Annotated in this window: 24 protein-coding genes and 1 tRNA gene; 13 read left to right on the top strand and 12 right to left on the bottom strand. The window is 66.6% G+C overall.

Annotated elements, in window-relative coordinates; translation table 11 throughout:
• Positions 1–168: 168 nt before the first annotated feature.
• Positions 169–933, top strand: a complete 765-nt coding sequence (locus BV210_RS14850; protein WP_077207403.1) for a pirin family protein — start codon at positions 169–171, stop codon at positions 931–933.
• Positions 934–994: 61 nt separating this feature from the next.
• Positions 995–1,138 carry a hypothetical protein gene (locus tag BV210_RS20320; RefSeq protein ID WP_172824907.1) on the top strand — a complete coding sequence of 48 codons (144 nt, stop codon included), beginning with the start codon at positions 995–997 and terminating at the stop codon, positions 1,136–1,138.
• A gap of 53 nt (positions 1,139–1,191) precedes the next feature.
• Here BV210_RS20320 and BV210_RS14845 read toward each other — a convergent pair whose 3' ends face one another.
• Positions 1,192–2,145, bottom strand: a complete 954-nt coding sequence (locus tag BV210_RS14845) for a pentapeptide repeat-containing protein (RefSeq protein ID WP_077207402.1) — start codon at positions 2,143–2,145, stop codon at positions 1,192–1,194.
• Between the two features lie 190 nt (positions 2,146–2,335).
• Between BV210_RS14845 and BV210_RS14840 the strand changes: the two genes are divergently transcribed.
• From BV210_RS14840 to BV210_RS14810, 7 genes are all read left to right on the top strand, one after another.
• Positions 2,336–2,632 carry a DUF5785 family protein gene (locus BV210_RS14840; protein ID WP_077207401.1) on the top strand — a complete coding sequence of 99 codons (297 nt, stop codon included), beginning with the start codon at positions 2,336–2,338 and terminating at the stop codon, positions 2,630–2,632.
• 96 nt (positions 2,633–2,728) lie between these two features.
• A complete protein-coding gene (locus tag BV210_RS14835; protein ID WP_077207400.1) occupies positions 2,729–3,088 on the top strand; it encodes a hypothetical protein in 360 nt (119 codons plus the stop codon).
• Positions 3,089–3,114: 26 nt separating this feature from the next.
• The gene (locus BV210_RS14830) at positions 3,115–3,876 is read left to right on the top strand and encodes a GTP cyclohydrolase III (protein WP_077207399.1); all 762 of its coding nucleotides are present in this window, start codon (positions 3,115–3,117) and stop codon (positions 3,874–3,876) included.
• A 98-nt stretch (positions 3,877–3,974) separates the two neighbouring features.
• Positions 3,975–4,550 carry a cyclic nucleotide-binding/CBS domain-containing protein gene (locus BV210_RS14825; RefSeq protein WP_077207398.1) on the top strand — a complete coding sequence of 192 codons (576 nt, stop codon included), beginning with the start codon at positions 3,975–3,977 and terminating at the stop codon, positions 4,548–4,550.
• Positions 4,551–4,636: 86 nt separating this feature from the next.
• Positions 4,637–5,830, top strand: coding sequence for a phosphoglycerate kinase (locus BV210_RS14820; RefSeq protein ID WP_077207397.1), 1,194 nt, complete (start codon positions 4,637–4,639; stop codon positions 5,828–5,830).
• Complete coding sequence (locus BV210_RS14815; protein ID WP_077207396.1) at positions 5,827–6,330, top strand: N-acetyltransferase; 504 nt, start codon at positions 5,827–5,829, stop codon at positions 6,328–6,330. The genes BV210_RS14820 and BV210_RS14815 overlap by 4 nt, the downstream gene beginning before the upstream one ends.
• Before the next feature lie 17 nt (positions 6,331–6,347).
• Positions 6,348–6,421, top strand: a tRNA-Thr gene (locus BV210_RS14810).
• 320 nt (positions 6,422–6,741) lie between these two features.
• On the opposite strand, the gene BV210_RS14805 is transcribed toward BV210_RS14810, so the two are convergent.
• The gene (locus BV210_RS14805) at positions 6,742–7,542 is read right to left on the bottom strand and encodes a hypothetical protein (RefSeq protein WP_077207395.1); all 801 of its coding nucleotides are present in this window, start codon (positions 7,540–7,542) and stop codon (positions 6,742–6,744) included.
• Between the two features lie 70 nt (positions 7,543–7,612).
• A complete protein-coding gene (locus tag BV210_RS14800; RefSeq protein WP_216640627.1) occupies positions 7,613–7,891 on the bottom strand; it encodes an ArsR family transcriptional regulator in 279 nt (92 codons plus the stop codon).
• A gap of 195 nt (positions 7,892–8,086) precedes the next feature.
• Between BV210_RS14800 and BV210_RS14795 the strand changes: the two genes are divergently transcribed.
• Positions 8,087–8,410 (top strand): PadR family transcriptional regulator, encoded by a 324-nt coding sequence (locus BV210_RS14795; RefSeq protein WP_077207394.1) that lies wholly within the window; start codon positions 8,087–8,089, stop codon positions 8,408–8,410.
• 33 nt (positions 8,411–8,443) lie between these two features.
• On the opposite strand, the gene BV210_RS14790 is transcribed toward BV210_RS14795, so the two are convergent.
• On the bottom strand, positions 8,444–8,770 hold the full coding sequence (locus BV210_RS14790; RefSeq protein WP_077207393.1) for a hypothetical protein: 327 nt from the start codon (positions 8,768–8,770) through the stop codon (positions 8,444–8,446).
• Between the two features lie 175 nt (positions 8,771–8,945).
• Between BV210_RS14790 and BV210_RS14785 the strand changes: the two genes are divergently transcribed.
• Positions 8,946–9,812, top strand: a complete 867-nt coding sequence (locus tag BV210_RS14785) for an extracellular solute-binding protein (protein ID WP_077207392.1) — start codon at positions 8,946–8,948, stop codon at positions 9,810–9,812.
• Here the strand turns inward: BV210_RS14785 and BV210_RS14780 are convergent.
• Together BV210_RS14780 and BV210_RS14775 are read right to left on the bottom strand one after the other, a co-directional pair.
• Positions 9,758–10,783, bottom strand: coding sequence for a lysylphosphatidylglycerol synthase transmembrane domain-containing protein (locus BV210_RS14780; protein ID WP_157526043.1), 1,026 nt, complete (start codon positions 10,781–10,783; stop codon positions 9,758–9,760). The two genes, BV210_RS14785 and BV210_RS14780, sit on opposite strands and share 55 nt — an antisense overlap.
• A 177-nt stretch (positions 10,784–10,960) precedes the next feature.
• The gene (locus BV210_RS14775; RefSeq protein WP_077207390.1) at positions 10,961–12,325 is read right to left on the bottom strand and encodes a sulfatase; all 1,365 of its coding nucleotides are present in this window, start codon (positions 12,323–12,325) and stop codon (positions 10,961–10,963) included.
• A gap of 99 nt (positions 12,326–12,424) precedes the next feature.
• Between BV210_RS14775 and BV210_RS14770 the strand changes: the two genes are divergently transcribed.
• Positions 12,425–13,378, top strand: coding sequence for a glycosyltransferase (locus BV210_RS14770; RefSeq protein ID WP_077207389.1), 954 nt, complete (start codon positions 12,425–12,427; stop codon positions 13,376–13,378).
• Positions 13,379–13,480: 102 nt separating this feature from the next.
• On the top strand, positions 13,481–14,002 hold the full coding sequence (locus BV210_RS14765; RefSeq protein WP_084802647.1) for an HPP family protein: 522 nt from the start codon (positions 13,481–13,483) through the stop codon (positions 14,000–14,002).
• Between the two features lie 20 nt (positions 14,003–14,022).
• Here the strand turns inward: BV210_RS14765 and BV210_RS14760 are convergent, their stop codons facing one another.
• The 6 genes from BV210_RS14760 to BV210_RS14735 are packed head-to-tail and all read right to left on the bottom strand — an operon-like array spanning position 14,023 to position 21,692.
• A complete protein-coding gene (locus tag BV210_RS14760; RefSeq protein WP_077207388.1) occupies positions 14,023–14,580 on the bottom strand; it encodes a hypothetical protein in 558 nt (185 codons plus the stop codon).
• Between the two features lie 10 nt (positions 14,581–14,590).
• Positions 14,591–15,541: a HEAT repeat domain-containing protein gene (locus tag BV210_RS14755; protein ID WP_077207387.1), complete on the bottom strand. Its 951-nt coding sequence runs from the start codon at positions 15,539–15,541 to the stop codon at positions 14,591–14,593.
• On the bottom strand, positions 15,538–16,626 hold the full coding sequence (locus BV210_RS14750) for an ethylbenzene dehydrogenase-related protein (protein WP_084802646.1): 1,089 nt from the start codon (positions 16,624–16,626) through the stop codon (positions 15,538–15,540). The genes BV210_RS14755 and BV210_RS14750 overlap by 4 nt, the downstream gene beginning before the upstream one ends.
• Positions 16,623–17,348: a molecular chaperone gene (locus tag BV210_RS14745; protein ID WP_077207386.1), complete on the bottom strand. Its 726-nt coding sequence runs from the start codon at positions 17,346–17,348 to the stop codon at positions 16,623–16,625. The genes BV210_RS14750 and BV210_RS14745 overlap by 4 nt, the downstream gene beginning before the upstream one ends.
• 10 nt (positions 17,349–17,358) lie before the next feature.
• Positions 17,359–18,531 (bottom strand): 4Fe-4S dicluster domain-containing protein, encoded by a 1,173-nt coding sequence (locus BV210_RS14740; RefSeq protein WP_077207385.1) that lies wholly within the window; start codon positions 18,529–18,531, stop codon positions 17,359–17,361.
• Positions 18,531–21,692 carry a molybdopterin-dependent oxidoreductase gene (locus tag BV210_RS14735; protein WP_077207384.1) on the bottom strand — a complete coding sequence of 1,054 codons (3,162 nt, stop codon included), beginning with the start codon at positions 21,690–21,692 and terminating at the stop codon, positions 18,531–18,533. The genes BV210_RS14740 and BV210_RS14735 overlap by 1 nt, the downstream gene beginning before the upstream one ends.
• Positions 21,693–22,202: the final 510 nt, after the last annotated feature.

Genomic DNA, 22,202 nt, shown 5'->3' with positions numbered 1-22,202 from the left:
AATCCCCATCCCACCGCTTCTTCGCGAACGAACGTGAGCGGAGAGCGGTGCATGGGGATTCGAGCCCTGCCAGTCGCAGCGCGAACGAAGTGAGCGACCGTCTGGCTCCGGTTCGAATCCCCATCCCACCGCAGAACCCCTATACTGTTCGATGCTCTAGCGTTGTCGATGAACGATCCAGCGTCGGGGCGGTCGGAGCCGCGGATACACACGGCACCGCGGACGGACGTCTCGCGGGACCAGGGCAAGTTCAGGACGCACTTCGACTTCCCGGGGCGGGCGGTTCCCGAACACGACGACCACGGCTACGGGCCGCTGGCGACCGTCGTCGAGTCGTTCATGGACCCCGGCACGCTGATCCGGATGCACCAGCACCGCAACGAGGAGATCATCTCGTGGGTCCCCGAGGGCGTCATGCGCCACGACGACCGGCACGGGAACGAACTCGTCACCGATTCCGACCACCTGATGGTGATGAACGCGGGCAGCGGCTTCTGGCACGCCGAGGAGACGCTGGCCGAGGACCCGCCGCTGCGGATGCTCCAGATCTTCGTCCGCCCGCACAGTCTCGACCTCGAACCCGACATCCAGCACGAACCGATCCCCGATCCAGTCGCCGGCGAGTGGCGACACCTGTTCGGTCCGGAAGGTGGCGACGCCCCGCTTTACGTCCGGAACGCCGTCGATTTCTACGACTGCCAGCTCGACGCGGATGCGACGGTCACGCTCCCGTCCCGTCCGGGATGGGACACGTATCTGTACGTGTTCGAGGGCGCGGTGACGGTCGGCGACGCGTCGGTCGGCTACACCGAGAGCGCGCTCGTGATCGGCGACGGCGACGTGTCCGTCACTGCCAACGAGGACTCGCTACTGGTCGCGTTCAGTCTGGATTCCGACGCGCCAATCACCCGGCAGGGGACCATCGGCCGGTAGTCGGCCGGTAGCTTGCATATGCTTGCAGTACACCGAACGGGCAGCGTATCGACCACAGGGTATGACCTATCGGACGACGATCGGGTGGTCGCTCATCACGTCGGGGATCGTGACGCTGTTGCTGGCGTATCTGCCGGGCGATTCGGTGTACTGGGGGATCGGGCTGCTGGTGGTCGGGATCGCGGTGTTCGTGATCCGGCGGTAGCCGACTCGACTGTATCCGGGTCGTTCACTGTATGTTCCGGGACTCTGTAACGGTCAGTACGCCCGGCCTCCACAGTCGGGGGTCCGACACGTCGATCCGTCGACCCAGGTGGCGTTCGTGAGGTCGGCACCGTCGAATTCGACCGACTGGGTGGCCATTCCCTGCAGGTCGGCGCGCTGGAGGCGCGCGTCGGTCAGGTCGACGCTGTGGAGCGACGCGTTCCGGAGCGTCGCGTCGGAGAGATCACCGCCCGACAGGTCGACGAAGATCAGCGTGGCTCGGGTCAGGTCGGCTTCCGAGAGATTCGTCCCGCGGGCGGTGACGTTCTGGAGGGTCGCGTCGACGAGGGACGTGTACGTCGAGTGCGTGCCCGACAGGTCGCTGTTCTCGATCGTCGAATCGTCGAAGGACGCACTCATGGTCCGTGCCTCGGTGAAGTCGACGCTGCTGATCGACGCGTCGTCGACACTGGCACCGCGGAAGTCCGCACCGTCGACGCTGGTACCGACGAGCGTCGACCCCCGTAGCGCGGCTGTATAGAGGTTCGCGTCGACGAGAGACGCGTTCGATAGGTCCGACTCGCTCGCGCCCTCGATCGTTGCTCCAGTGAGATTCGCGGCGACCAGCCGAGCACCGTGAACGCCGACCGTCGCCCTCACGAGTCGCGCTTGCCGGGCTTCGAAAGAGCCGTCTAACCTGCTTTTCAGCACCGCGTCGGACAGATCCGCACCCAGCAGATTCGCCCCCGAAAGGCGTACGTAATCGAGAGACGCCCCGGACAGGTTCGCATCGTAGAGGCTAGCATCCTCGAGATTGGAATCGTTCAGCGTCGCATAACTGAGGTCGACCCCGGAGAGGTCACAGCCGGCGAGATCTGCGCCCGATAGGTTCGCTCTTGGTGCTATCGAACCCCCTGTGCAGGGGTCGAACAAGCCGAAGGCGGTGCTCCCGATACCGAGGACGAGGAGGGTCCCGAGGGCGAGGGCGACGATACTCCGGCGATTCATACGTCGGCGAGGGTACTGGAGCGGACGAGAGCAGGCGTGTGGAGTCGTGGCGTTCTGGGGACCTGATGCATATCGGACGACGATTGCCGAGCGACCGTGAAATGTCTTCTGGCGTGAACGAACTGGCGGCGTTCCCGCGTCGCGCGCGGAGAGAGTAACGTTTTTGCGTGGTTCGGCCCCAGCGTGTGGTATGAGCGACTGGCCCCACGATCCCGACGGCGACGAGGGTAGCGAGGGACGCCGCAAATACGGACAGGCGATTCTCGCGAAGAAAATCGACGAAGACGAGGACTTCCCCCTCTCTCAGGCGGAGTTCGTCGAGGAGTTCGGCGACGAACCGATCCGGATCGACTACGAGACGGTCGTCAGCGTGGCCGACATCTTCGACAACGTCGATCAGGAGGAGTTCGAGGACTTCCCGGACTTCCACAAGGTCGTCGGCCAGTCGATGCGCGACGCGGGCTACTGGCCCTACGAACTGGCCTGAGCGTCTCGCCGGACTGACCGTCTCGAATCGCGACCGGCTGTTGCGTGTGACCGCGACACATACTTGTGCCGGAGGCTCGTAGTTTTACGCCGAGCTATGGCGACCCACACAGCGGACCCCGAACCTGACGAAATCGATCGAGCGGGGGAGCTACCGCCACACGTCGTCGACGGCTTGCTCGCGTCGCGGCGGCGGCGTCGGTCGCTCCGTTTGCTCCGGGAGGCGGAGGAACCGGTCGTGGTGGGTGACCTGGCCGAACGACTGGCGGGATCTGAGGCCGACCCGCGGCGGGTACGCGCGGAACTATACCAGTGTCACCTGCCGCGGCTGACGGCAACTGGCGTGGTCGCGTTCGACTCGCTGCTGGGGACCGTCGAGTTTACCGGCGGGCCGCGACTCACGGCGCGACTGGACGGCGAGCGCCCGGAGATCTGTATCAGAGCGGAAGACAAATAGCGGCCCGGGACCAAACCGTCGCTACTGTGACGAACACGCAGGTGACACACGTCCAGATCGACAACTACGGTCCCTGGACGGTCACCCCGGAGCCGCGGCGCGAGGTGGACTTACAGACCCTGCAGTCACGGCTGTACGCCGACCTCTCGCAGTTGTTCGGGAACCGGAACGGCTACGTCTTTTTCACCCGGTTCGACAACATGATCGCGGTGTCCAACGGGCTGGACGTGGACGACCACGCGATGATTCAGGAATCGGTCGGCAACCGCTATCCCGTCACCATGAGCATGGCCGTCGCGACGGGGACGACGCCGGTGCAGGCGCTGGGCGACGCCACGGGCGAACTCCAGGACGCCGGGAGCGCGCAGGACGAGACCCGCCGGGAGATTCTTAGAGGCCGGACCATCGACGAGGAGTTCCGGACCGACGCGGACGTTCAGATCGCCCACTTCGACGTGAACGACGCGACGGGCAAGTACACGGACGAACTCAACGAGTTCGACACGTTCATCCACATCGAACAGGGCTACGCCGAGCTGATGCGATACATGCGCACGGCACACGGCTCGCTGTCCTTCTTCGTCGGCGGCGACAACGTCATCGCGGTCTGTCCCGACCTCGACGCCGAGGACTATCTGGACGCCATCGACCACGTGAACGAGGCCGTCGACGTGGAACTCAAGGTCGGCGTCGGCCGCGGGCGGACGGCACAGACAGCCGGGATGGCCGCCAAACACGCACTGGAGGAGTGCCGCGCGACCGGGGCCGACGTGGAACTGGACTTCTGACGCGTCGCCGGAATCTTCGAAGGGTTCGAAAGTAGAGCACGAGCAGTCTTAAGCGTGGTGCAGGTAGCTTTTAGATACCGTGTGTGAAAGTGTAGCACATGAACGGCAACGTCACGGTCGGACAGGTGATGCGACGGGACTACGTCGGCGCGAGCGAGGGCGACGGGCTCGCGGAGACGGCCGCGCTGATGTTAGAAGAGGACGTCGAGACGGTCGTCGTGTTGCGCGGGACCGACCCCATCGGGATGGTCACCCAGCGCGATGTCCTCGAAACAGCGGTCGAACGGGGCGATCTGGCGTCGGTGACCGTCGCGGACGTGATGCAGAACAACGCGCCGACGGTCGGTCCGGGAGAGACGCTGGCCGCCGCGACCGATCGGATGTCCGGGACCGATTCGCGCCACCTCCTCGTGACGGAGGGCGACGAACTGGCCGGCGTGATCACCGAACACGACGTGGTGACCGCTTCGACGCTCGATCCCGGCGTCGAGAGCGAGCGGCCCGAGACAAGTAGCGGGTCGACCGTCGAGGCCGTAGCCGCCACGGCCGGTTCCGGGGCGGCGGGCGACGAGGAGTACTCGAACCAGGGGATCTGTGAGCTATGTGGGTCGCTGAGCCGCGACCTCTCGACGTTCAACGGGCAGCTGGTCTGTAGCGACTGCAAGAACGTGTAGCGCCTTCGCGGTCGGGGGACGGTCCGCATTCAACCGGCCCGCCCCACAACAAAACACATATCCTCTACCGAGCGGGAGAGGGGAGCATGGGAATACCGACGTTGTCCGACCTCGCCGTCGACGGTACGACGGTGGGGGTGCGCGTCGACATCAACAGCCCGTTGGACGAGGACGGACGCCTCGCCGACGACGCCCGGCTGCACGCGCACGTCGGCACGCTGCAGGAACTGCTCGACCGTGGCGGCAAACTCGCCGTCCTCGCCCACCAGGGCCGCCCCGGGGGCGACGAGTTCGCGACACTCGAAGACCACGCCGACCGCCTCGGCGAATTACTCGACCACCCGATATCGTACTGCGACGCCACCTTCTCCGCGGACGCCCGCGAGGCCATCGCGGCCCTCGATTCGGGCGAGGCGGTCCTGCTGGAGAACACCCGCTTCTACAGCGAGGAGTACATGGAGTTCCCGCCCGAGGAGGCCGCCGAGACCTTCCTCGTCGACCGGCTGGCCCCGGTCGTCGACGCGTTCGTCAACGACGCGTTCGCCGCGGCCCACCGCTCACAGCCCTCCATCGTCGGCCTGCCGATGCGGGTCGACAGCTACGCCGGCCGGGTCATGGAACGGGAACTCGACGTACTGAGCAACATCGAGGACACCCCGCGACCACGCGTGTACGCGCTCGGCGGTGCGAAAATCGCCGACGCCTTCGACGTGGCCGAGAGCGTCCTCGACCGCGGACTGGCCGACGAGATCCTCACGAGCGGGATGACCGGCAACGCCTTCCTCGCGGCCAGCGGGGTCGACATCGGCGAGCCGTCGATGAACGCGATCACCGACCGCGACGCGACCGCCGTCGAGCGGGCCGAGGACCTGCTCGCCGAGCACGGCGAGAAGATCCACGTCCCAGAGGACGTGGCCGTCGATCAGGACGGCGAGCGCGTCGAAGTCACCGTCGACGAATTGCCGGTCGACGCGCCGGCGCTAGACGTGGGGACGAACACCGCGGCCGCCTACGCGGACGTGTTCGAGACCGCCGGCACGGCCATCCTGAACGGTCCGCCGGGCGTGTTCGAAGAGGAGCAGTTCGCCCACGGGACCCGCGAGATATTCGGCGCGGCGACCAACGCCGAGTACAGCATCGTCGGCGGAGGCGACACCGCGGCGTCGCTCCGGCAACTGGGAATCGAGGGGTTCGACCACGTCAGCACCGGTGGCGGGGCGGCCCTCCGGTTGCTCACCGGCGGGGAACTGCCGGCGGTCGAGGTGCTGCGCGAGGAGTGAACGTCGAACGCCCGGACACGGACGCGGCCGACGCCATCGCCGACCTCTGGGTCGACCTGGCCGAGGAACAGCGCGCCGTCGGCTCGCACCTCCGGGCGAGCGAGAACCGCGACACGATCCGTGAGAACGCCCGCCGGGCCATCGTCGCCGACGGCCTCTACGTCGCCGTCGCCGAAGCCGACGACGAGTTCGACGCCGACCCCGGGACCGTGCTGGGCTTCGTCATGTTCAGTGCGGGGAGTGAACTGCTGGCAACGACGGCGACCCGGGGGACCATAGAGAACCTCTACGTCTGTCCCGAGTACCGCGACCGGGGGATCGGCAGCGAGTTGATGGCGACTGCCGAGGCAAAACTGGCGGCGCGGGGCGTCGATGCGGTGAAGCTGGAGGTGCTCGCCGCCAACGAGGCGGCGCGGCGGTTCTACAGGCGGCACGGGTACGAACCCCACAGGGTGCAACTGGAGAAGTCGGTGGAAAGCGATAATCACTCAAAGGGGTAGGCGCTATCCGAAAGTGTGCCAGGGGAGCTTGGGCGGTCCAAGCACCCGACTTGTAATCGGGAGTTCGTGGGTTCAAATCCCACCCCTGGCTCTTTCGTCCGAGTATTACGAGGACGTAGAGCCGCTGGTGGGATTTGAACCCGGCCAGTCGCAGCCCGGGAGCGAACGAAGTGAGCACCCCGGACCGTCTGGACTCGGTTCGATATCCCACCCCTGGCTCCTTCGTCGAGTAAAACGAGACGAAGAGCAGCAGGTGGGATTTGAATCAGGGAGCGGGATGTGAGCGAGCGGTGCGAGGCGCATCGCGCCTCGGTAGACGAGCGGCGAAGCCGCGAGTCAGCGAGCGAACGAGAGCGACCGTGGTTCAAATTCCACCCCTACCGCTCACCATCACGTCCGTGCCAGGAGTGACTACGCCTGCTGCGTTCGATTCGCCCCCAGAGACTGCCGGGTCAGTTTCGCCGGGTCGGAGTAGCTGCGGCCGTTGTACTCCCAGGAGAACGAGTCGGCGAGCAGGACCGACCCGGATCCCGGGTCGTCGTAGAGACGGGTGCGGTCGGTGGAGGAGTTCTCGTCGACGACGAAGGTAACGTGGGCGGCCTTGCCGGGCGGGAACTCCTCTGTGGCGACCGCACCGTAGCAGGTGGCGTTGGCCGAGCGGTTGGTGTACTCGCCGACCCGGATCTCCTCGGTCTGGTTGGAGACGAGAGCGGTGCCGAAGTTGGTTGCCCCGAGCTCCGAGCGTTCGACACAGCCGGGGAATCGGACGTTGAGGTCGAAGTTCTGGAGGGTCCGCTGGTCCGGGTTGGCGAGTTCGACTTCGTAGGCGGTGTAGTTGCCTGCGCTGAGGTTGTACCGCTCCTGGAGTTCCCGGTCGGGGACTTCCAGCTGGTGGACTTCGACGTCGGGGGTCGGGCTGTCGACGATGCCGCTCTCGACGTGGAAGTCGTACATCGCGGGGCCGATGGCGGGGCTGAGGCTGGCGAAGACGACGCCGCCGATCAGCCCGCCGATGATGGCCGTCTCCACCTTGTCGGCGAGTTCGAAAGTCCAGCCGTCGCCGCCGAGTCGATCACAGACGCGCCGGACGGAGTTACCTCCGAGGGTTCGGCGGAAGGCTCGCGCGAGGGCGAGCGTCACCGGGAGCGCGACCAGCACCGCGAGGACGCTGATACCGACGCCGAGGACCAGCCGCAGGAGGGGCTCGATCATGTCCGTGCGGCGATACTCCGGAGGGTCTTATGAACTCCTTTCTTTCGGATACCGGCCGAGTTGTTGCGGGTCAGTCGTCGGCTTCGAGCGCCTCGGCTGCGAGATCGCCACGGAGGTATCGCCGGCCGCGGTCGGTCAACTGGTAGAGGGCGCGCGTCTCGTCGTGGTACGCGACCAGTCGTTCGTCCGATAGCTGGAGGAGGTGCTCACGGACGGTCTGTCGTTTCCACTCGGTGTTGGCCGCGATTACGCCGGGTGTGAGAACGAGCTCCCGTTCGTTTCCGTTGCGGAGCACCTCCAGCACGTCGCGGTCGACCGGCGTCATCCAGGAGGCCAGGGGCGGCTGCATCGTCCTACCGTAGTGACTGCAGCAGTATAATTCATTTTCATTTTACAGTCGCCTCACGATATACGAACGCGGTTCGCTGGCGACCGTTGTGGTAACAATTAAGTGTGCTACAAACAGGATTGTTGATAGAGAACGGTTCCGCTCCCGAGTGAGCGGACGGGCGGTGCGGTGTGACGGTGGGCCGAGTGATCTCAGATGACCGAAGGCGAATCCAGCACCACGACCGACGTAACGTACCCGGACCTGAGTGCGTTCCAGCGGGACGTACTCATCATCCTGCGACGACTGGAGTCGAGCGACGAGGACAGTTACGGACTGGCGATCAAGCGCCACCTCGAGGACCGATACGACGACGACGTGAACCACGGTCGCCTCTACCCGAACCTCGACGAGCTCGTCGAACTCGGACTCGTCGAACGCGGGGAGATCGACAAGCGGACGAACCGATACACGTTGACCGCCGACGGACTGGCGCTCCTGCAGTCCCACGCCGACAGCCTCGACGAACTGCTCGACTAGCAGTCGACGCTTCTTATTTCGGTGACCGGCAGGTCAGTCGTCGCCGGGCCGATGTCCCGACCGTCGTTCGCGTGACGGCGTCGGCGATTCCGTGTACAGCGAGTAGAGGAGGACACCGAACCCGAAGGCGGTGAACACGCTCTGGAGCGTCGCGCTCGTCTGCAGCGTCAGTCCGAGTATCCGGTGGAGGACGCCGCCGAGGATGGCTCCCACGGTGACGAGTCCGATGCCGACGGCCAGCGCACGCAGAGCCGGCGATCCCGTCCGTCGATACGCTCTGGCCGACAGCAGCGTAAGTATCCCGCCGAACAGCAGCGTCACCGCCTTCGCAGCGGCCAGGAGCGTCGTGCTCGCGTACATACAACCAACTGCGACCGACACTCAAATATAAACGACAGGGCGTTTCCAGCCTCCGGGAACGCCCCTGGGTGAACGACGTTCGGGGCCACATTTATACCGTGGCCGAAACGATATTCGACCACAGAACCGATCGAACGTTGCCGATTGTAGTTACAACCCCCCCGTAGAAAAGACGATGAATCTGACACGTCGGGATTTGCTCGTCGGGATGGGTACCACGACTGTCGCGGGCGGGATCGGAACGGCGGTGTACGGCGGTGTGGCCCACGACGGAGCGCAAAAACCGTCCGCACTGGTCGCTGGGAGTCTGCTGAGCGTCGCCTCGGGGGTTCCCGGCGCGTCAGTCGAGGCCCACGGGAGCGTCGCCGCGCGACAGCTGGTCAGGGACGGCCTTCGCGACCCGGACGCGGTCGCACTCGCCGACCCGCGGCTGTTCGAGGGGATCGCGACGGAGGTGACGGCGTTCGCGACGAACGCGCTGGTGGTAGCCTACAACCCCGATTCCGCGCACGAGGCGGCTATCCGTTCGGACTGGGCGAGGGCCGTCCAGCGATCGGCGGTCGCGGTCGGCCGGACCGACCCCGCGGTCGACCCGCTGGGCTACCGGACGGTGATGGCGCTCCGACTGGCCGCCGACGAGGAGTCGCTCGACGCCGACCGCGCGCTCGCCGAGTCCCGGATCCTCCCCGAGACGGACCTCGCGAACGTCCTCGAACGTGGTGATCTGGACGCCGCGTTCGTCTACCGGAGCATGGCCGTCGAGCGCGACCTCCCCTACGTCTCGCTGCCGGACCGCATCGACTTCTCCGCGCCCGCGGCCGCCGATAGCTACGCCCGGGCGTCCTACGATCTCGGTGACCGGACGGTCCGGGGAACGCCGATCAGGTACGCCGCGACGGCACTCACCGACGCCGGACGGGACTGGGTCGAGCGGCTCACCGGGGGCCGCGAGCGATTGCGCGAGGCGGGGTTCGGCGTGCCGGAGTCCTATCCAGCCCCGTCGGGGGTCGGTCGGCTCCGCAACGTCAGCATGGACACGTAGCCGACGAGCAGGCCGGGCCAGTAGGTCGTCAGCCGGAACAGCACGGCGGCCGTCACCGCCGTCGCCAGTTCGACCGGGAAAAACAGCGTCACCAGCGCCGAAAAGGCCACCTCGTAGGTCCCCGATCCGCCGGGCGTCGGTGACAGGGTGGCGAGCACAGAGAGGTTCACGATGAGGTACAGCGGGACGAAGTCGGGTTCGAGACCGATCGACAGGAAGACGAAGTACAGCGAGACGATCTGTGCGACGATCGCGAGGTGAGAGACGCCGGCGGTCGTCAGCAGGAAGCGGGGATCGCTCCCGGCCTCCTGAAACGCCTCCTCGATCCGGTCGACGCGCTCTTTCAACGACCGGACGAAGGATTCGGCGCGATCGAACCGGCTCCCGACGGCGGTCAGGAGTCGGTTCACGGCGGCTCCGAGCACGCCGTTCTCCGACCACAGCAGGTACGCCACGAGCCCGCCGGCGAGGACGATCAGGACCGAGAGGATCGCGATATCGACGAGCAATCCCTCTATCGACCCGAACACGGCGAGATAGAGGAGCCCGCCGAGCGTGAACGTGAAGAAGGGCGTGGCGTTCAGGATGTCGGCCGAGACGACACACGCGAGCGACGTCTCGTAGTCGGTGTCGGTGTTGTCGGAGACGATGTAGGCCATGATCGGCTCCCCGCCGAACTGTCCGAGCGGGGTGATCGAGTTCAGGAAGTGCCCCGTGAGGAACATTCGGACGGTTCGTGAGAGCGTCGTGTCGATCTCCATCCGCCGGAAGTACCGGTGCCAGACCAGTGCCCAGACCAGCAACGACGAGAACCCGACGACGACTGCGATGGTGAACAGCACGGGATCGGCCCGACCGATCGACGACAGGAACTTGCCGAGGTCCGCCAGATAGAGCAGTATGGCGAACAGGAGGCCAGTGACGCCGAACCAGGCCGCCCCCTTCCAGCCGATGGTTATCGGGAGTCGCATCGACACCCCTCCATGGTCTCCGCCGACGGGTTCGGTCCCCGACGGGTCTCCCGTCGGTTGGTGACGGGTCCGCGTCCCGACCCCGTTCCGAGCGAGTTCCAGCGGCTCTCGGGAGGGTGACGCTCTCGTGGGCGCGGTTCGGTCGGCTGTGTGGGTCCGTGCATGTCCCGGTATAGGTTACTTGTAGCCCAGTTCTTCGAGCCGTTTTTCGACTTCCTCGTCCATCTCGTGGTCGGGGTCGCCGTCCTCGCCGGCGGTCTCGGCCGATCCGATCTCGTCGACCGCTGCTCTGAGGTCGTCCGGAACCGGAATTTCGGTGTCGGTCGTGAGGTCGTAGGCGTCGTAGTGCGCGTCGCCGTCCTCGCCGACCGACTTGACGACTTTCCGCCCGTCGCGTTTGGCGTACCTGAGCTTCCGGTAGTACTCGTCCCAGCGGTCCCGCGGGATGTAGCCCGTGAAGTTCTCGGGGTACTCGATGCCGCCTTTTACCGTCTCACTGAAAACCCCCTCGGGACGGTCCGCGATGCCGGCGTAGTAGGGCACCAGGTCGTGGAGCCGCCGGAGTTCGATCGGTCGGTCCTCGCGGTCCGGATCGAGATCCGGGTGGTCGACCAGTAACACCGTGTTCACGACCGGTTCGGAGACGGTGAACTGGTGGCCGAACTGTTCGCCGTCCTCGCCGAGGGCCTGCCCGTGGTCGGATAGCACCACCACGACGGTGTCCTCGTCGAGGTCGTTGGCTTCGAGCGCGTCGGTGATCCGCCCCACGAGGTCGTCCGTGTAGTCCACGGAGGCGTCGTAGACCTTCCGGAGCTCGTCGAAGTCGATGTCCTCCTTCGTGAACATGTCCTTCTGCCGGTGGGGAATCGCCGACTCGTCGGTCACGCCGTGGCGATCCTTGTAGGACGTCGGGGGATGGTACGGTTCGTGTGGTTCCATCAGATTGACGTAGAGGAAGAAGTCCTCCCCGTCCGCGCCCCGGGCGTCGAGGTACTCCTCGACCGCCCCCACGGTCTCCTCGGATTTCGTCGAGTCGTCGACGCCGAACAGCCTGAAGATGCGGTCGAGCTGGCGGCCCAGCACGCGACGCGTACCATCGCCGAGTGTGTCGAACAGCTTCGCCCCGAGCCGCGAGAGTTTGACGCTCACCGGATTGTCGGCCTTCCCGAGGAAGTTCTCGACGTGATCGAAGTCGTCGGTCATGCCCTTGTGGGGCGTGATCCAGACGTTCGGGGTGATGGCCGCGGTCGAGTACCCCGCGTCGGCGAACGCCGTGACGAACGTGTCCCGGCCGTCGAAGTAGCTTCTGGCGTGAGTCGTCCCGTGATCCCACGGGTACTCGCCGGTGAACATCGACGCGTGCGACGGGAGCGTCCACGGGGCCTGCGTGACGGCGTCATCGAAGACGACGCCCGAGTCCGCGAGTTCCTGCATGTGGCCCGTGAAGTCGACGTCCTCGTTGTAGACGGAGGTCCGATCCTTCCGCAGCGAGTCCAGAACGAGGAACACGACGTTTTTCGTCCCCGTAGCGACGTCTTCCATGGCGGATCCCACGTCGGGGGCGTATTAGTAACTGTGACTTCTATCGGCCGCCCGATCGGAACCACATGCGATTTATCCGACAGGGGTCTTGTGGGGGGTATGACGGAGAAAGTCGCGATAGTCTACTGGTGTGACGGCGCGGGCCACGCGGCCAGGGCCATCCCGGTCGCGAAGGAACTCCAGTCCCGCGGCGTCGACGTCGCGATGGCCGGCGGCGGGAAGGGCAAGAAGTTCGTCGAGATCAACGGCTTCGACCACCCCGGCCTCACCACGGTGACGGTCGAGGGGAGTACCCCCGTCGAGTTTCTGGAACACACGGCGTTCGATCTGGTCCCCTCCGCGGCCAAGCGGATGAAAGAGGTCTATCAGTGGCTCGAGACGGAGGACCCGGACACGCTGATCACCGACGACGTGTTCGCGGGGCTGGCGGCGGCCAAACTGGGCATCGAGTTCTACCGGATCGACCACCTGACGGAGGACCTGCTGGACCCGGTCTGGCGGGGACCGCTGGCGATATACAACAAGATCTCACTGCAGTTCGCGGAGGGGATCATCGTCACGTCGTTGTGGGCCGACGAGCCGGATCCCGAGGGTATCACCCGGGTCGGCCCACTCGCGCAGGAGGGCAAGGTGGAGGAGGAGGTCGAACCCTTCGACGTGCTCATCAACCCCGGCACGCACGGGGAGAACTTCGACGAGATTCGGGAGCGCCTCGAAGCCGACGGGTTGCACGTCCGGTCGGTCACCGACGACGACTGGGACATCACGCCGGCGATGACGCCATACACGGGGGCCGCAGACGTGGTCGTCTGTACCGGCTTCTCCTCGATCGCGGACACGGTCGTCGCGGGCACCCCCTGCGTGATCTACCCGTTCCTGCCGTTCCAGGAGGCACTCGCAGAGGAAGCGGAGCAAAAGAGCATCGACGGGATCGCACACGCCGCCGACGTCACGGAGGTCGTCGAGAGCGTCCGACGGTTCCGCGACTCCGACGAGTCCCCAGAGTACGAGAACGGGGCACCCGAGTTCGCCGACATCGTGCTGGACGAGTGACGGCGCGACTCGCGGGAGCGACGTTCCGAACCGACCGTCCGGCCAGTTTTCACCCGCTCGATTCGTCAGCCATAAACCCCTGAACCGGCCAGTGGGCGACGGATGCAGGAGTCGTCGTTCGGCTGGGCCGCGTTCACGCGCGCACGACCACTCGTCGATGCCGGCTACGCCGGCGTCTTGCTCGTCGTGACCGGCACGCTGGCGTGGGTGACCGGCGAGGCGTTCGTCTTCCCCAGCCTCGGCCCGACCGCGTACCTGCTCGCGACGGTCCACACCGAGATCCAGACAGGGCGGCGCGTGATCGGCGGCCACCTGATCGGCATCGTCGCCGGGCTGATCGCCTACCACACCATCGCCAGCGGGCTCGCCATCGTCCCGGCCGAACCCGCCTACTCCGCAGGGCAGTTCCGTCTCATCACGAGCGCCGTCGTCTCGGTCGTGCTGACGACGGCGGGGATGCGCGCGACCGGGACCGAACACGCGCCGGCCTGTGCGACGACGCTGATCGTCTCGCTCGGTCTGCTCTCGACGGTCGAAGACGCGGCGTTCATCGCCGTCTCCGTCACGCTGCTGTACCTCGTCCACCTCGGCGGCGAGCGAGTCGTGGACGCTGTCGCGGGGTAAGCTACCGGGCCTCAGGCAGCCTACCACGCGTCGGCCTCGGTCGTCCCCGCGCCGTCGCCCTCCTCCTGGATGAGCGTGCCGCCGTAGGGCCGGAAGTCGAGTTCGTAGACGCTGGCCACGTCCTCCAGCACGTCTTCGCGGCGGGCGATGGTCTCGGTGTCGTACCCGACCGCCTCGACGGCCGCCTCCAGTTCGTCGCCGTCGATCACCCCCGACGCGTACGCGTCGGCGATGCCGTCGCGCAACACGTCGGCGTTGCGACGGATCCGCAGCGCGTCCTCGAAGGTCTCCCGGGTCTCCGGCGAGGGGTCGCTCCCGCGGAGCGGCACGTCTTCGAGTAGCTCGGCCGCGCGCTCGTCGTACTCGTCGGCCTTCTGCAGGACCTCGATCACCTGCTCCTTCGGGGAGAGTTCCTCCCAGGCGTCGCGCGCCGAGGGGGCGACCATCGCGTCGACGGCATCCTCCCACGTCGTCGAGCGCTCGGCGTCCTCGAAGACCTCGGCGACGAACGCGCCGGCGTGTTCGTCCGGGATCGATACCGCGAGCGATTCGTCGGTGCTGGTGTCCGTGTCGGTCATGGGTATCCCCTCAGTAGCCCGGCCCTCCCGGGCCGTCGTTCGGGCGCGGCCGGTTCGAACCGCCCATTCCCTCGCGCGAGGGAGACGGGCCGGGGCCGCTCGGCTGTCGTCCGCTCGATCCGCCCTGTCCCGGTACGTCCGGGTGGGTGCTGGTCCCGTCCGGGGCCAGTTCGCCACCTGGCACGTCCGGGCCGCAGTCCGACACGTCGACGTCGTCGGGGTCCTCGCCGCGGGCGCGGGCCAGCGCGCGCTTCGCGGCCCGCTGCACGTCGTCCGATCGGTCCTGCAGGCCCTGTTCCTCCAGTGCCTGCTGGGCACGGTCGGTCCCGAAGTCACCCAGCGAGACGGCGGCCTTCGCGCGGACGAAGGCGTTCTGGTCGCGGGCCAGCACGGCCGCCAGCAGTCGCACGGCGTCCTCGTCGCCGGCCGCGTCGGCGTACCCCGGGAGGAACGCCGCCGCGTACTCCCGGACCGGCGGGTGCGGGTCGTTCTTGAGCCGGTCGGCGAGCAGGTCCCAGCTCGCGGCCTCGCGCTTGCCCAGCGCGATGACCGCGTTGCGTCGGACCCAGCCGCTGTCGTCGTCGGCCGCCGTCCGGATCGGCTCGGAAACGTCCCCCTCGACGCGGGAGAGGGCGACGACCGCCTCGGCGCGGACCCACTCGTCGTCGTCCGAGAGCGCGGCCGCAAGCGCCGAGACCGGTCCGCCGGCCGCGCCCAGCGCCTCGACGGCGAACTGGCGGACGTCCGGGTCGTCGTCGGTACGTGCGCCAGCCGCCAGCGCCTTCCGGGTCTCGTCGGCGACGCCGGTGTCCCGCGCGCGGTCGAGTAGCGCGAGGGCCGCGTCGCGGCGTGTCCCGGCGTCCTCGTCCGAGAGGGCGGTACGGAGCCGCGCCTCGGAGATCGATCCGTCACCGTCGTCCAGCGCCCGACCGCGGGCGCTCTCCATCGCGAAGTCGGTCATTGTTCACCTCCGAACTTCCGGTAACTGTACAGCCACGCGAGGCCGGTCGCCAGCACGAGCATCACGAGGTAGCTGCCGAGGTCACCGCCGAGCAGGCCGTCACCGCTCCCGGTAGTCGTCGTGGCGTTCTCCGTCGGCGTGGGCGTCCCGTCGCCGGGGCCGCTGTCCGCGGCGACGAGTTGCGAGCCGTCGCTCGTCAGCTTCGTGAACTCCAGCGAGACCGACTTCTTGCCGTTGACCTCGTCGGCGCTCCCGTTCCAGACCGCCCAGGCGAGGTAGACGGGTTCGTCCGTGCCGAACGTCGCGTCGTACTGACCCTCGGTGTCGCGCTCGCGGACGAACACGACCTGCCAGCCGTCCTCGGTCCGCTCGCCGTTCGCCCGCACGGTCTGCGTCGGCGCGTCACTCAGCGAGCCGAAGCCCTTCGCGTAGTAGTTCTGGCCGAAGTCGTCGTAGGTGGCCTGCGAAATCGGGTTCCCGGCCGCAGTTCCGGGTCGGGTCTCGTTGTCCGGGTGGGGGTAGCTGTACATGTCGCCCGCCCCCTCAGCGCTGTCGTTCGCGTACTGCCAGCTGGCCCGCCAGTACCAGATGTCGACGGGCTGGCCACTCGCGCCCATCGTGATCGGCGGTTGCTCGCCGGTGCGCAGCATCACCGCCGCGGCGTCGCTGTAGTTCCCCGGCCGGTCGAGCGCCAGGTCCCGCGTCGGATCGTCGTAGGTCAGTCGGAAGCCGACGTGGGTGTCGTTGGTCATCGCTTTCACGTCGACCTCGCCGACGCTCCCGCCGCCGTAGGGGAGCGCCATCTGCTGTTCGTACAGCGTGACCGTCCGCCTCGGCGCGTCCTGCCAGTTCGACGCGTCCACGTCCATCGGGACCGTCGACGTCTGGGCCACCGGCTGACTCCCGCCCGTGACCGCCATCGCCAGGCCGGCCTGTGCGGCGACGACGAGGCCGACGGCGAACACGCCGGCCGCGAGCGCCACCGCCAGCGCGGACAGGGCCGGCGGGTAGTCGTCCAGCCGCGCGGCCGCACGGCCCGGTAGTTCCAGCGCCGTGCGGAGCCGGTCGGGAAGGCGCTCTCTCATCGCGCGCTCACCCCCGCCGGACCGGAGAGGTCTGCGTCCGCGTCCACGTCACTCGGCGGGTGCGCGGCGTGGTCCGCTCCGACCAGTTTCTCCGCGAGGTCGGCGGCCGCCAGATACACCGGATCGTCGGTCGCCGCCCGCAGGTCGATCGCCAGCGACGGCAGGAAATCCGAGAGGTGATTGTCGAGCAGCGCGGCCTCGATCCGTTCGAGGTCGGCCGCCCGGTCCTCGGCGTCGGCGGCCAGCGAGGCCGCCCGCTGGGCCGCGAGGATCTGGGCGAGTTCCAGTTCCAGCGCGAGGTGGTCGTGACGCTCGGCGAAGTCGGGCGACCGCTCCAGATCGAACGCCTCCAGCAGGCCGGCGACGGTCGCGATCCGGCGCTGGGCGAGGCTCACGTCGTCGCCGACGGTGTATTCGGCCTCGTAGGGCACCACCTCGTAGCTGCCGCCGTCGGTGGGCAACCCGAACAGGCCGTTGTAGCTCGATTCGAGGGACTCGGCGTCGGTCTCGTCGAGCGCGTCGAGCAGGCGTTCGGCCTCCTCGACGAGTCCGAGGGTCTCGGCGGCCGCGCGGATGCCCTCGGCGGCCTCGGGCGCTGTGAGGTCCGCGAGCACCTCGTCGTCCGGGTAGACGAAGACGCCGGCCAGCGCGCCGTACAGCGCAGCCCGGGCCCCGTGGCGATCCGTGTCGGTCCCGTCGTCGGGGAAAGTGTAGTCACTCATCCTGATCACCTCAGGGCTGGTTGGTCCACTGTTCGCCCTCGCGGATCTCCATGGGCTCCTCGATGGGGATGTCGACGACCTTCTCGCCGTCGGGGTCCCAGCCCTTGACCCGCGTGTCCGTGACCTCGTACGTCTCGATCATCCGGGTCGTCGCCCCGAACAGCTGGAGGATGCCCAGCACCTCGTGGCTCGGATCCCTGACGCGCTGCTGGACGATCTCGATGCTCTCCTCGTAGGTGTCGCCCGGCCAGTCGTTGTGTTTCTCCTCCGTGTTCGGCGTGAACATCTGGGTCAGGAACTCCGGCGGGACGTGGTAGGGCGGCATGTAGAACACCTGCGGCTGGGTGCCGAACTGCGGGTAGAGCGGCAGCGCGATCTTCTCGTCGGACTTGACGAGGTAGTTGATCGGGCTCCGACCGCCGGGAGCCGTCCCGCCAGGCGAGGGGGCGTCCGGCCCGCGGTTGATGTTCCCGTGGAGCCGGGTCTTCCCGATACACGAGGAGACACACCGTGGGACGTTGCCGTCCTCGATGCGCGGGTAACAGCCGATGGGTTTCTCCGTGACGCCGGTCTCGGCGTTGAACATCGGCTTGTGGTACGGACAGGCCTTGACACAGCGGCGGTAGCCCCGACAGCGTTCCTGGTCGATCAGGACGATGCCGTCGTCGCGCTTGTACACGGCCTGTCGCGGGCAGGCCGCGAGACAGGCCGGGTTCTTGCAGTGGTTACAGAGGCGGGGCAGGTAGAACTGCCAGATGTCGTGGTACTCGCCCTCCTCGACGTCGCTCTCGACGACCTCGTCCTCGGGGTACTCGCCGTGGACGGAGTCGTCGCCGAGTGCGGGGTACTCCCAGTCTTCCTTTTGAGCTATGTAGCCCTTGACACGCTCGTCGTCCTCGGCGGCCTCGAAGATGGTCTGTCCTTCTTCGAGGTCGTCGAGCAGGCGCATGTCCCAGCCCATCGGGTAGCCGCCGTAGGGCTCGGTCTCGACGTTCATCCACCACATGTACTCCTGTCCCTTGCCCGAGGTCCAGGTGGACTTACAGGCGAAGGAGCAGGTGTTGCAGTTGATACAGCGGTTCGTGTTGATGACCATGCCCCAGTGCCAGTCGCGCTCCTCCTCGCGGTGTTCGTAGGGGTAGCTCTGCTCGCGACCGAGCTGGGGGTTGTAGACGTCTGGCATTAGCTGTCACCTCCCTGCAGCGACCCTCCAATGTAGTCCTGCATCAGGTCGTCCTTGCGCGCGTCGCCGGGCCGCCAGTCGGCCGCCTCGTACTTCTCGACCTCCACGAGGTCGTCGCGGTTGGTGCCGGTCGGTGCCCAGACGGTCTCCTCGTAGCCGTGTTCCAGTTCGGCACCCTTCCAGACGATGTCGTCCTCGACCACGTCGGAGATGTTGGGGTCGCCGAACACCGCCTTGTGGACGAGGTCGTCGGTCTCCTGGGCGGGGTCGAGCCAGATGTTCGTCGTCACGTTGTACCCCTTCTCGCTGTCGGGGTTCTCCTCGTCGTCCGGGAAGTGCTGGGGCCACCAGCCGTGCCAGATGGTGAGCTGGCCCATGTCGCCGGCCGAGCGGGGGCGCATCCGTTCGCTCACCATCGCACGGACGACGAGACTCCCGCGGAGCCCGCTGATCCGGACGTAGTCGCCGGTCTCGACGTCTATGTCTTCGGCGTCCTCTGGGTGGATCTCGACGAAGGCCTCGCCCAGCGGCGGCGTGTCGTTGGTCTCGCCGTCACCCTCCGGGAACGAGAAGTCCTCGACGAGTCGGTCGGTCCCATCGGGGTCGGCGCTGGTCGACCCGAAGTCCCTGGCCGACCAGAGCAGGTTCCAGTCCGTCATGCCCCACGAGGAGTGAGTCCGGTACTTCGGGTGGGGCGTGTTGTAGTAGAACTGGTACTCCTGATCGTGGTAGATCGGGTTCTCCTCGTCTTTTGCCTCGTCCCACTTCTGGTTGCGACCGTACGGCGTCCCCTCCGGGCTCTCGATGTGGTCCAGATCCGCGCGACCGAGTTCGAGGAACCGATCCTCCTCCTTGTGGAACTCCATCCGACCGGTCTTGGTGTAGAACGGCCGGTCCTCGTGGATCTGTGACCAGAAGGGGATCCGCGGGTAGGTCTTCAGCTGGAGCCGTTCCGGGCCGTCCTCGATGTCCTCGACGTCGATGTCGCGGGTGGTCATCCCGGCATCGAGGGTCTGCTGGATGTAGTCCCGCACGTCCTCGTCGTCGTCGAGGAACTTGTGGAAGTACTCCCGGTAGGAGTCGACGTTGCGCTCCTCGGGCGGGATCTTCTCGTCGAGTTTCTCCGCGACCAGCGCGACGATCTCCCCGTCCTGCTTGGTGTCGTAGATGGGGTCCATGACGCCGTGGTCCATGTGCAGGAAGGGGTTCTCCGGCCCGACCGTGATGTCCGGGTACTCGCATTCGAGCCAGGAGTGCACGGGCAGGACGATGTCGGCGTGCCGGGCCGAGTACGTCATGTGCATGTCCGAGACGACGAACAGTTCGTTACCCGTGTCGGGGTGCTTGACGAAGTTCTCGACGACGTGTTGCTGGTGTTTGGTCTGGTTCAGCAGGTTGCAGTTCATCGTCCACAGCACGGCCGGCCGGGACATCGTGTAGGAGTCGGCGTTCTCCGGCAGCACCGGCTCGTCCGCGTCGCCCTGCGGGACGAGGTCGAGGTCCTCGTCGAAGTCCCCGCGGATCTGGTGGGCGTCCAGCGTCTCCCCGCCGAAGAAGGCGAAGGCATAGCCCGGGTACATCCCGTGGGCCGCGTGGCCGTCCGGGTTGACGTAGGTGGGATAGCCGTCCAGCAGTTCGATCTTGTACTGGCCGGAGTAGTTGTAGTAGCCCGCGCCGGCCTCGCCGATGTTGCCCAGCATCGACTGGACGAAGAAGATCGTCCGCTGGAGCGAGTCGTTGCTGTGGAACCAGTGGTTGATTCCCTCGCCAGTGAACCACTGGGCCTTCTCGGCGGCGGCCAGTTCGCGGGCGGTCTTCCGGAGCCCCTCGGCGGGGATCGTCGTGATATCCTCGACGGTCTCGGGGTCGTAGTTCTCCAGGATGTTGGCCTTCTGGCGCGTGAAGTCGGTGTGAACGGACACGGAGTCGCCGTCGGCGAGGGTCACCTCGCGGTCGACCTCCAGCCGGGGCGTTGCCGGAGTCTCCTCGCCGACCTCCTCGCGGGTGATCGCGACGAGTTCGCCGTTCTGATCGAGCGCCACGAAGTCGCCCCAGTCGTCGTGTTCGTGCTGGTCCTCCACGTCCTCGGCCGGCGGCTCGTGGTCCTCGAACACCTCGTGTGCGCGCAGGTACTTCCCGTCGTCCTGGCGAATCAAAAGCGGCAGTGTCGTGAACTGCCGCATGAACTCCTCGTCGTACAGCTGTTCGGTGATTATGACGTTCGCGATCCCGAGCGCGAAGGCGGGGTCGCTGCCGGGGCGGACGGGGAGCCAGCGATCGCACTTCTGGACCGTCGGGGAGTAGTCGGGGTAGACGCCGACCATCTTCCCGCCGCGCTCGCGGGTCTCCTGGAGCCAGTGGTTGTCCGCGAGCTTGTTGTGGATCAGGTTCTTCCCCTGCATGATCGTGAAGTCGGCCTTCCGCCAGGCCGACGCGTCGGCGTCTGAGGTCTGGTACCCCGTCGTGATGACGTGTCCCGGCGGCAGGTCGGCGTACCAGTCGTACTCGGTCCACTCACAGCCCCCGAAGATGGAGGCCAGCCGCCGCGCCGAGCCGTGCCGGGTGATCAGCCCGTCGGCCTTGATGGCGTTGAAGACGTGGAAGCGCTTGTTGTCCTCCAGATTGGCCATCTTCTCGGCGATCAGGTCGATCGCCTCGTCCCAGGAGACGCGCTCGAACTCGTCTTCCCCCCGCCCCTCCGGGCTCGGGTCCTCGGGGTCCCACCCCTTCCGGACCATGGGGTACTTGATCCGGCTCGGCTCGAAGGTCCGCCGGTGGAGGGTCAGCCCCTTCATACACCCGCGCGGGTTCCAGTGGCGGCTCACGTCGGCCTCCTCGTAGCCGCCCGGACCGCCGGGGCCGGGACTGCCCTCCTCCTGGTGGTAGATCTGTTCGGCCCTGATCGGCACCCCGTTTTTCATGTAGAAGTTCAGCGCGCACGACTGGGTACAGTTGGGGTGACAGACCGTCCAGTCCACCGCGTCGTACTCGTAGATCTCGTGGTAGACCCGCTCCCAGTCCCTGTTGGGGTAGGACCTGAGCGGGTTGTCCACGCTGGTCACCGGTTCGACGGCCTGGGTCGCCGACCAGGCGTCACCGACCAATGCCCCCACTGCGCCTGTCCCCGCCGCCGCGAGGAACTCACGCCGCGAGAGGGACATGGGTCACCTCCTGTGCCGCGGTCGTCCGTCCACCATGCACTGCTATCATACACCGGACGATTCGCTCGCACACATTTGACTCCGCGAGCGTGTTCTCAGAAGACTGGAACGTACGGGAAAACGTTCGGCGATACACTTATATAGAGCCGTAACACCTAATTTAGGATATCTTTATAATTCGAAGTACGAAAGACGTATTCCTTCTCTACTATACGTTATCCGTCATACTAGCTGCTTAAAGTGTGATTTTGATAAAGTACCTGATAGATATGTGCCGTCGGCCCGAAATAGGTGTGCGTGCCGGGATGGTTCCCGGCACAGCCGAGGCGGAGGACACCAGCACTCGGACCGCCAACGTGCCGAACGGTCGGAGCCGTTCGGTGGCAGTGGACGCTTCGTCGGACCGGTTCGTGAGGTCCGCTGATCCCGAACTATCCAGCAACCGAACCCGCATTCGGTTGCACCTGTACCTACCGGCCGATCGGGGATCAGTGTGGAGCCAAAACTCCG

The organism is Halorientalis sp. IM1011, assembly GCF_001989615.1.
GTDB lineage: Archaea > Halobacteriota > Halobacteria > Halobacteriales > Haloarculaceae > Halorientalis.
The sequence above is the reverse complement of the archived record's forward strand: the minus strand, read 5'-3'. Positions and strand labels throughout refer to the sequence as shown.

What these genes read in the sequence shown, in the direction of transcription:
- BV210_RS14850 (WP_077207403.1), top strand. Translation starts at nt 169, where the DNA reads ATGAACGATCCAGCGTCGGGGCGGTCGGAGCCGCGGATACACACGGCA.
- BV210_RS20320 (WP_172824907.1), top strand. Translation starts at nt 995, where the DNA reads ATGACCTATCGGACGACGATCGGGTGGTCGCTCATCACGTCGGGGATC.
- BV210_RS14845 (WP_077207402.1), bottom strand. Translation starts at nt 2,145, where the DNA reads ATGAATCGCCGGAGTATCGTCGCCCTCGCCCTCGGGACCCTCCTCGTC.
- BV210_RS14840 (WP_077207401.1), top strand. Translation starts at nt 2,336, where the DNA reads ATGAGCGACTGGCCCCACGATCCCGACGGCGACGAGGGTAGCGAGGGA.
- BV210_RS14835 (WP_077207400.1), top strand. Translation starts at nt 2,729, where the DNA reads ATGGCGACCCACACAGCGGACCCCGAACCTGACGAAATCGATCGAGCG.
- BV210_RS14825 (WP_077207398.1), top strand. Translation starts at nt 3,975, where the DNA reads ATGAACGGCAACGTCACGGTCGGACAGGTGATGCGACGGGACTACGTC.
- BV210_RS14820 (WP_077207397.1), top strand. Translation starts at nt 4,637, where the DNA reads ATGGGAATACCGACGTTGTCCGACCTCGCCGTCGACGGTACGACGGTG.
- BV210_RS14805 (WP_077207395.1), bottom strand. Translation starts at nt 7,542, where the DNA reads ATGATCGAGCCCCTCCTGCGGCTGGTCCTCGGCGTCGGTATCAGCGTC.
- BV210_RS14800 (WP_216640627.1), bottom strand. Translation starts at nt 7,891, where the DNA reads ATGCAGCCGCCCCTGGCCTCCTGGATGACGCCGGTCGACCGCGACGTG.
- BV210_RS14795 (WP_077207394.1), top strand. Translation starts at nt 8,087, where the DNA reads ATGACCGAAGGCGAATCCAGCACCACGACCGACGTAACGTACCCGGAC.
- BV210_RS14790 (WP_077207393.1), bottom strand. Translation starts at nt 8,770, where the DNA reads ATGTACGCGAGCACGACGCTCCTGGCCGCTGCGAAGGCGGTGACGCTG.
- BV210_RS14785 (WP_077207392.1), top strand. Translation starts at nt 8,946, where the DNA reads ATGAATCTGACACGTCGGGATTTGCTCGTCGGGATGGGTACCACGACT.
- BV210_RS14780 (WP_157526043.1), bottom strand. Translation starts at nt 10,783, where the DNA reads ATGCGACTCCCGATAACCATCGGCTGGAAGGGGGCGGCCTGGTTCGGC.
- BV210_RS14775 (WP_077207390.1), bottom strand. Translation starts at nt 12,325, where the DNA reads ATGGAAGACGTCGCTACGGGGACGAAAAACGTCGTGTTCCTCGTTCTG.
- BV210_RS14770 (WP_077207389.1), top strand. Translation starts at nt 12,425, where the DNA reads ATGACGGAGAAAGTCGCGATAGTCTACTGGTGTGACGGCGCGGGCCAC.
- BV210_RS14765 (WP_084802647.1), top strand. Translation starts at nt 13,481, where the DNA reads ATGCAGGAGTCGTCGTTCGGCTGGGCCGCGTTCACGCGCGCACGACCA.
- BV210_RS14760 (WP_077207388.1), bottom strand. Translation starts at nt 14,580, where the DNA reads ATGACCGACACGGACACCAGCACCGACGAATCGCTCGCGGTATCGATC.
- BV210_RS14755 (WP_077207387.1), bottom strand. Translation starts at nt 15,541, where the DNA reads ATGACCGACTTCGCGATGGAGAGCGCCCGCGGTCGGGCGCTGGACGAC.
- BV210_RS14750 (WP_084802646.1), bottom strand. Translation starts at nt 16,626, where the DNA reads ATGAGAGAGCGCCTTCCCGACCGGCTCCGCACGGCGCTGGAACTACCG.
- BV210_RS14745 (WP_077207386.1), bottom strand. Translation starts at nt 17,348, where the DNA reads ATGAGTGACTACACTTTCCCCGACGACGGGACCGACACGGATCGCCAC.
- BV210_RS14740 (WP_077207385.1), bottom strand. Translation starts at nt 18,531, where the DNA reads ATGCCAGACGTCTACAACCCCCAGCTCGGTCGCGAGCAGAGCTACCCC.
- BV210_RS14735 (WP_077207384.1), bottom strand. Translation starts at nt 21,692, where the DNA reads ATGTCCCTCTCGCGGCGTGAGTTCCTCGCGGCGGCGGGGACAGGCGCA.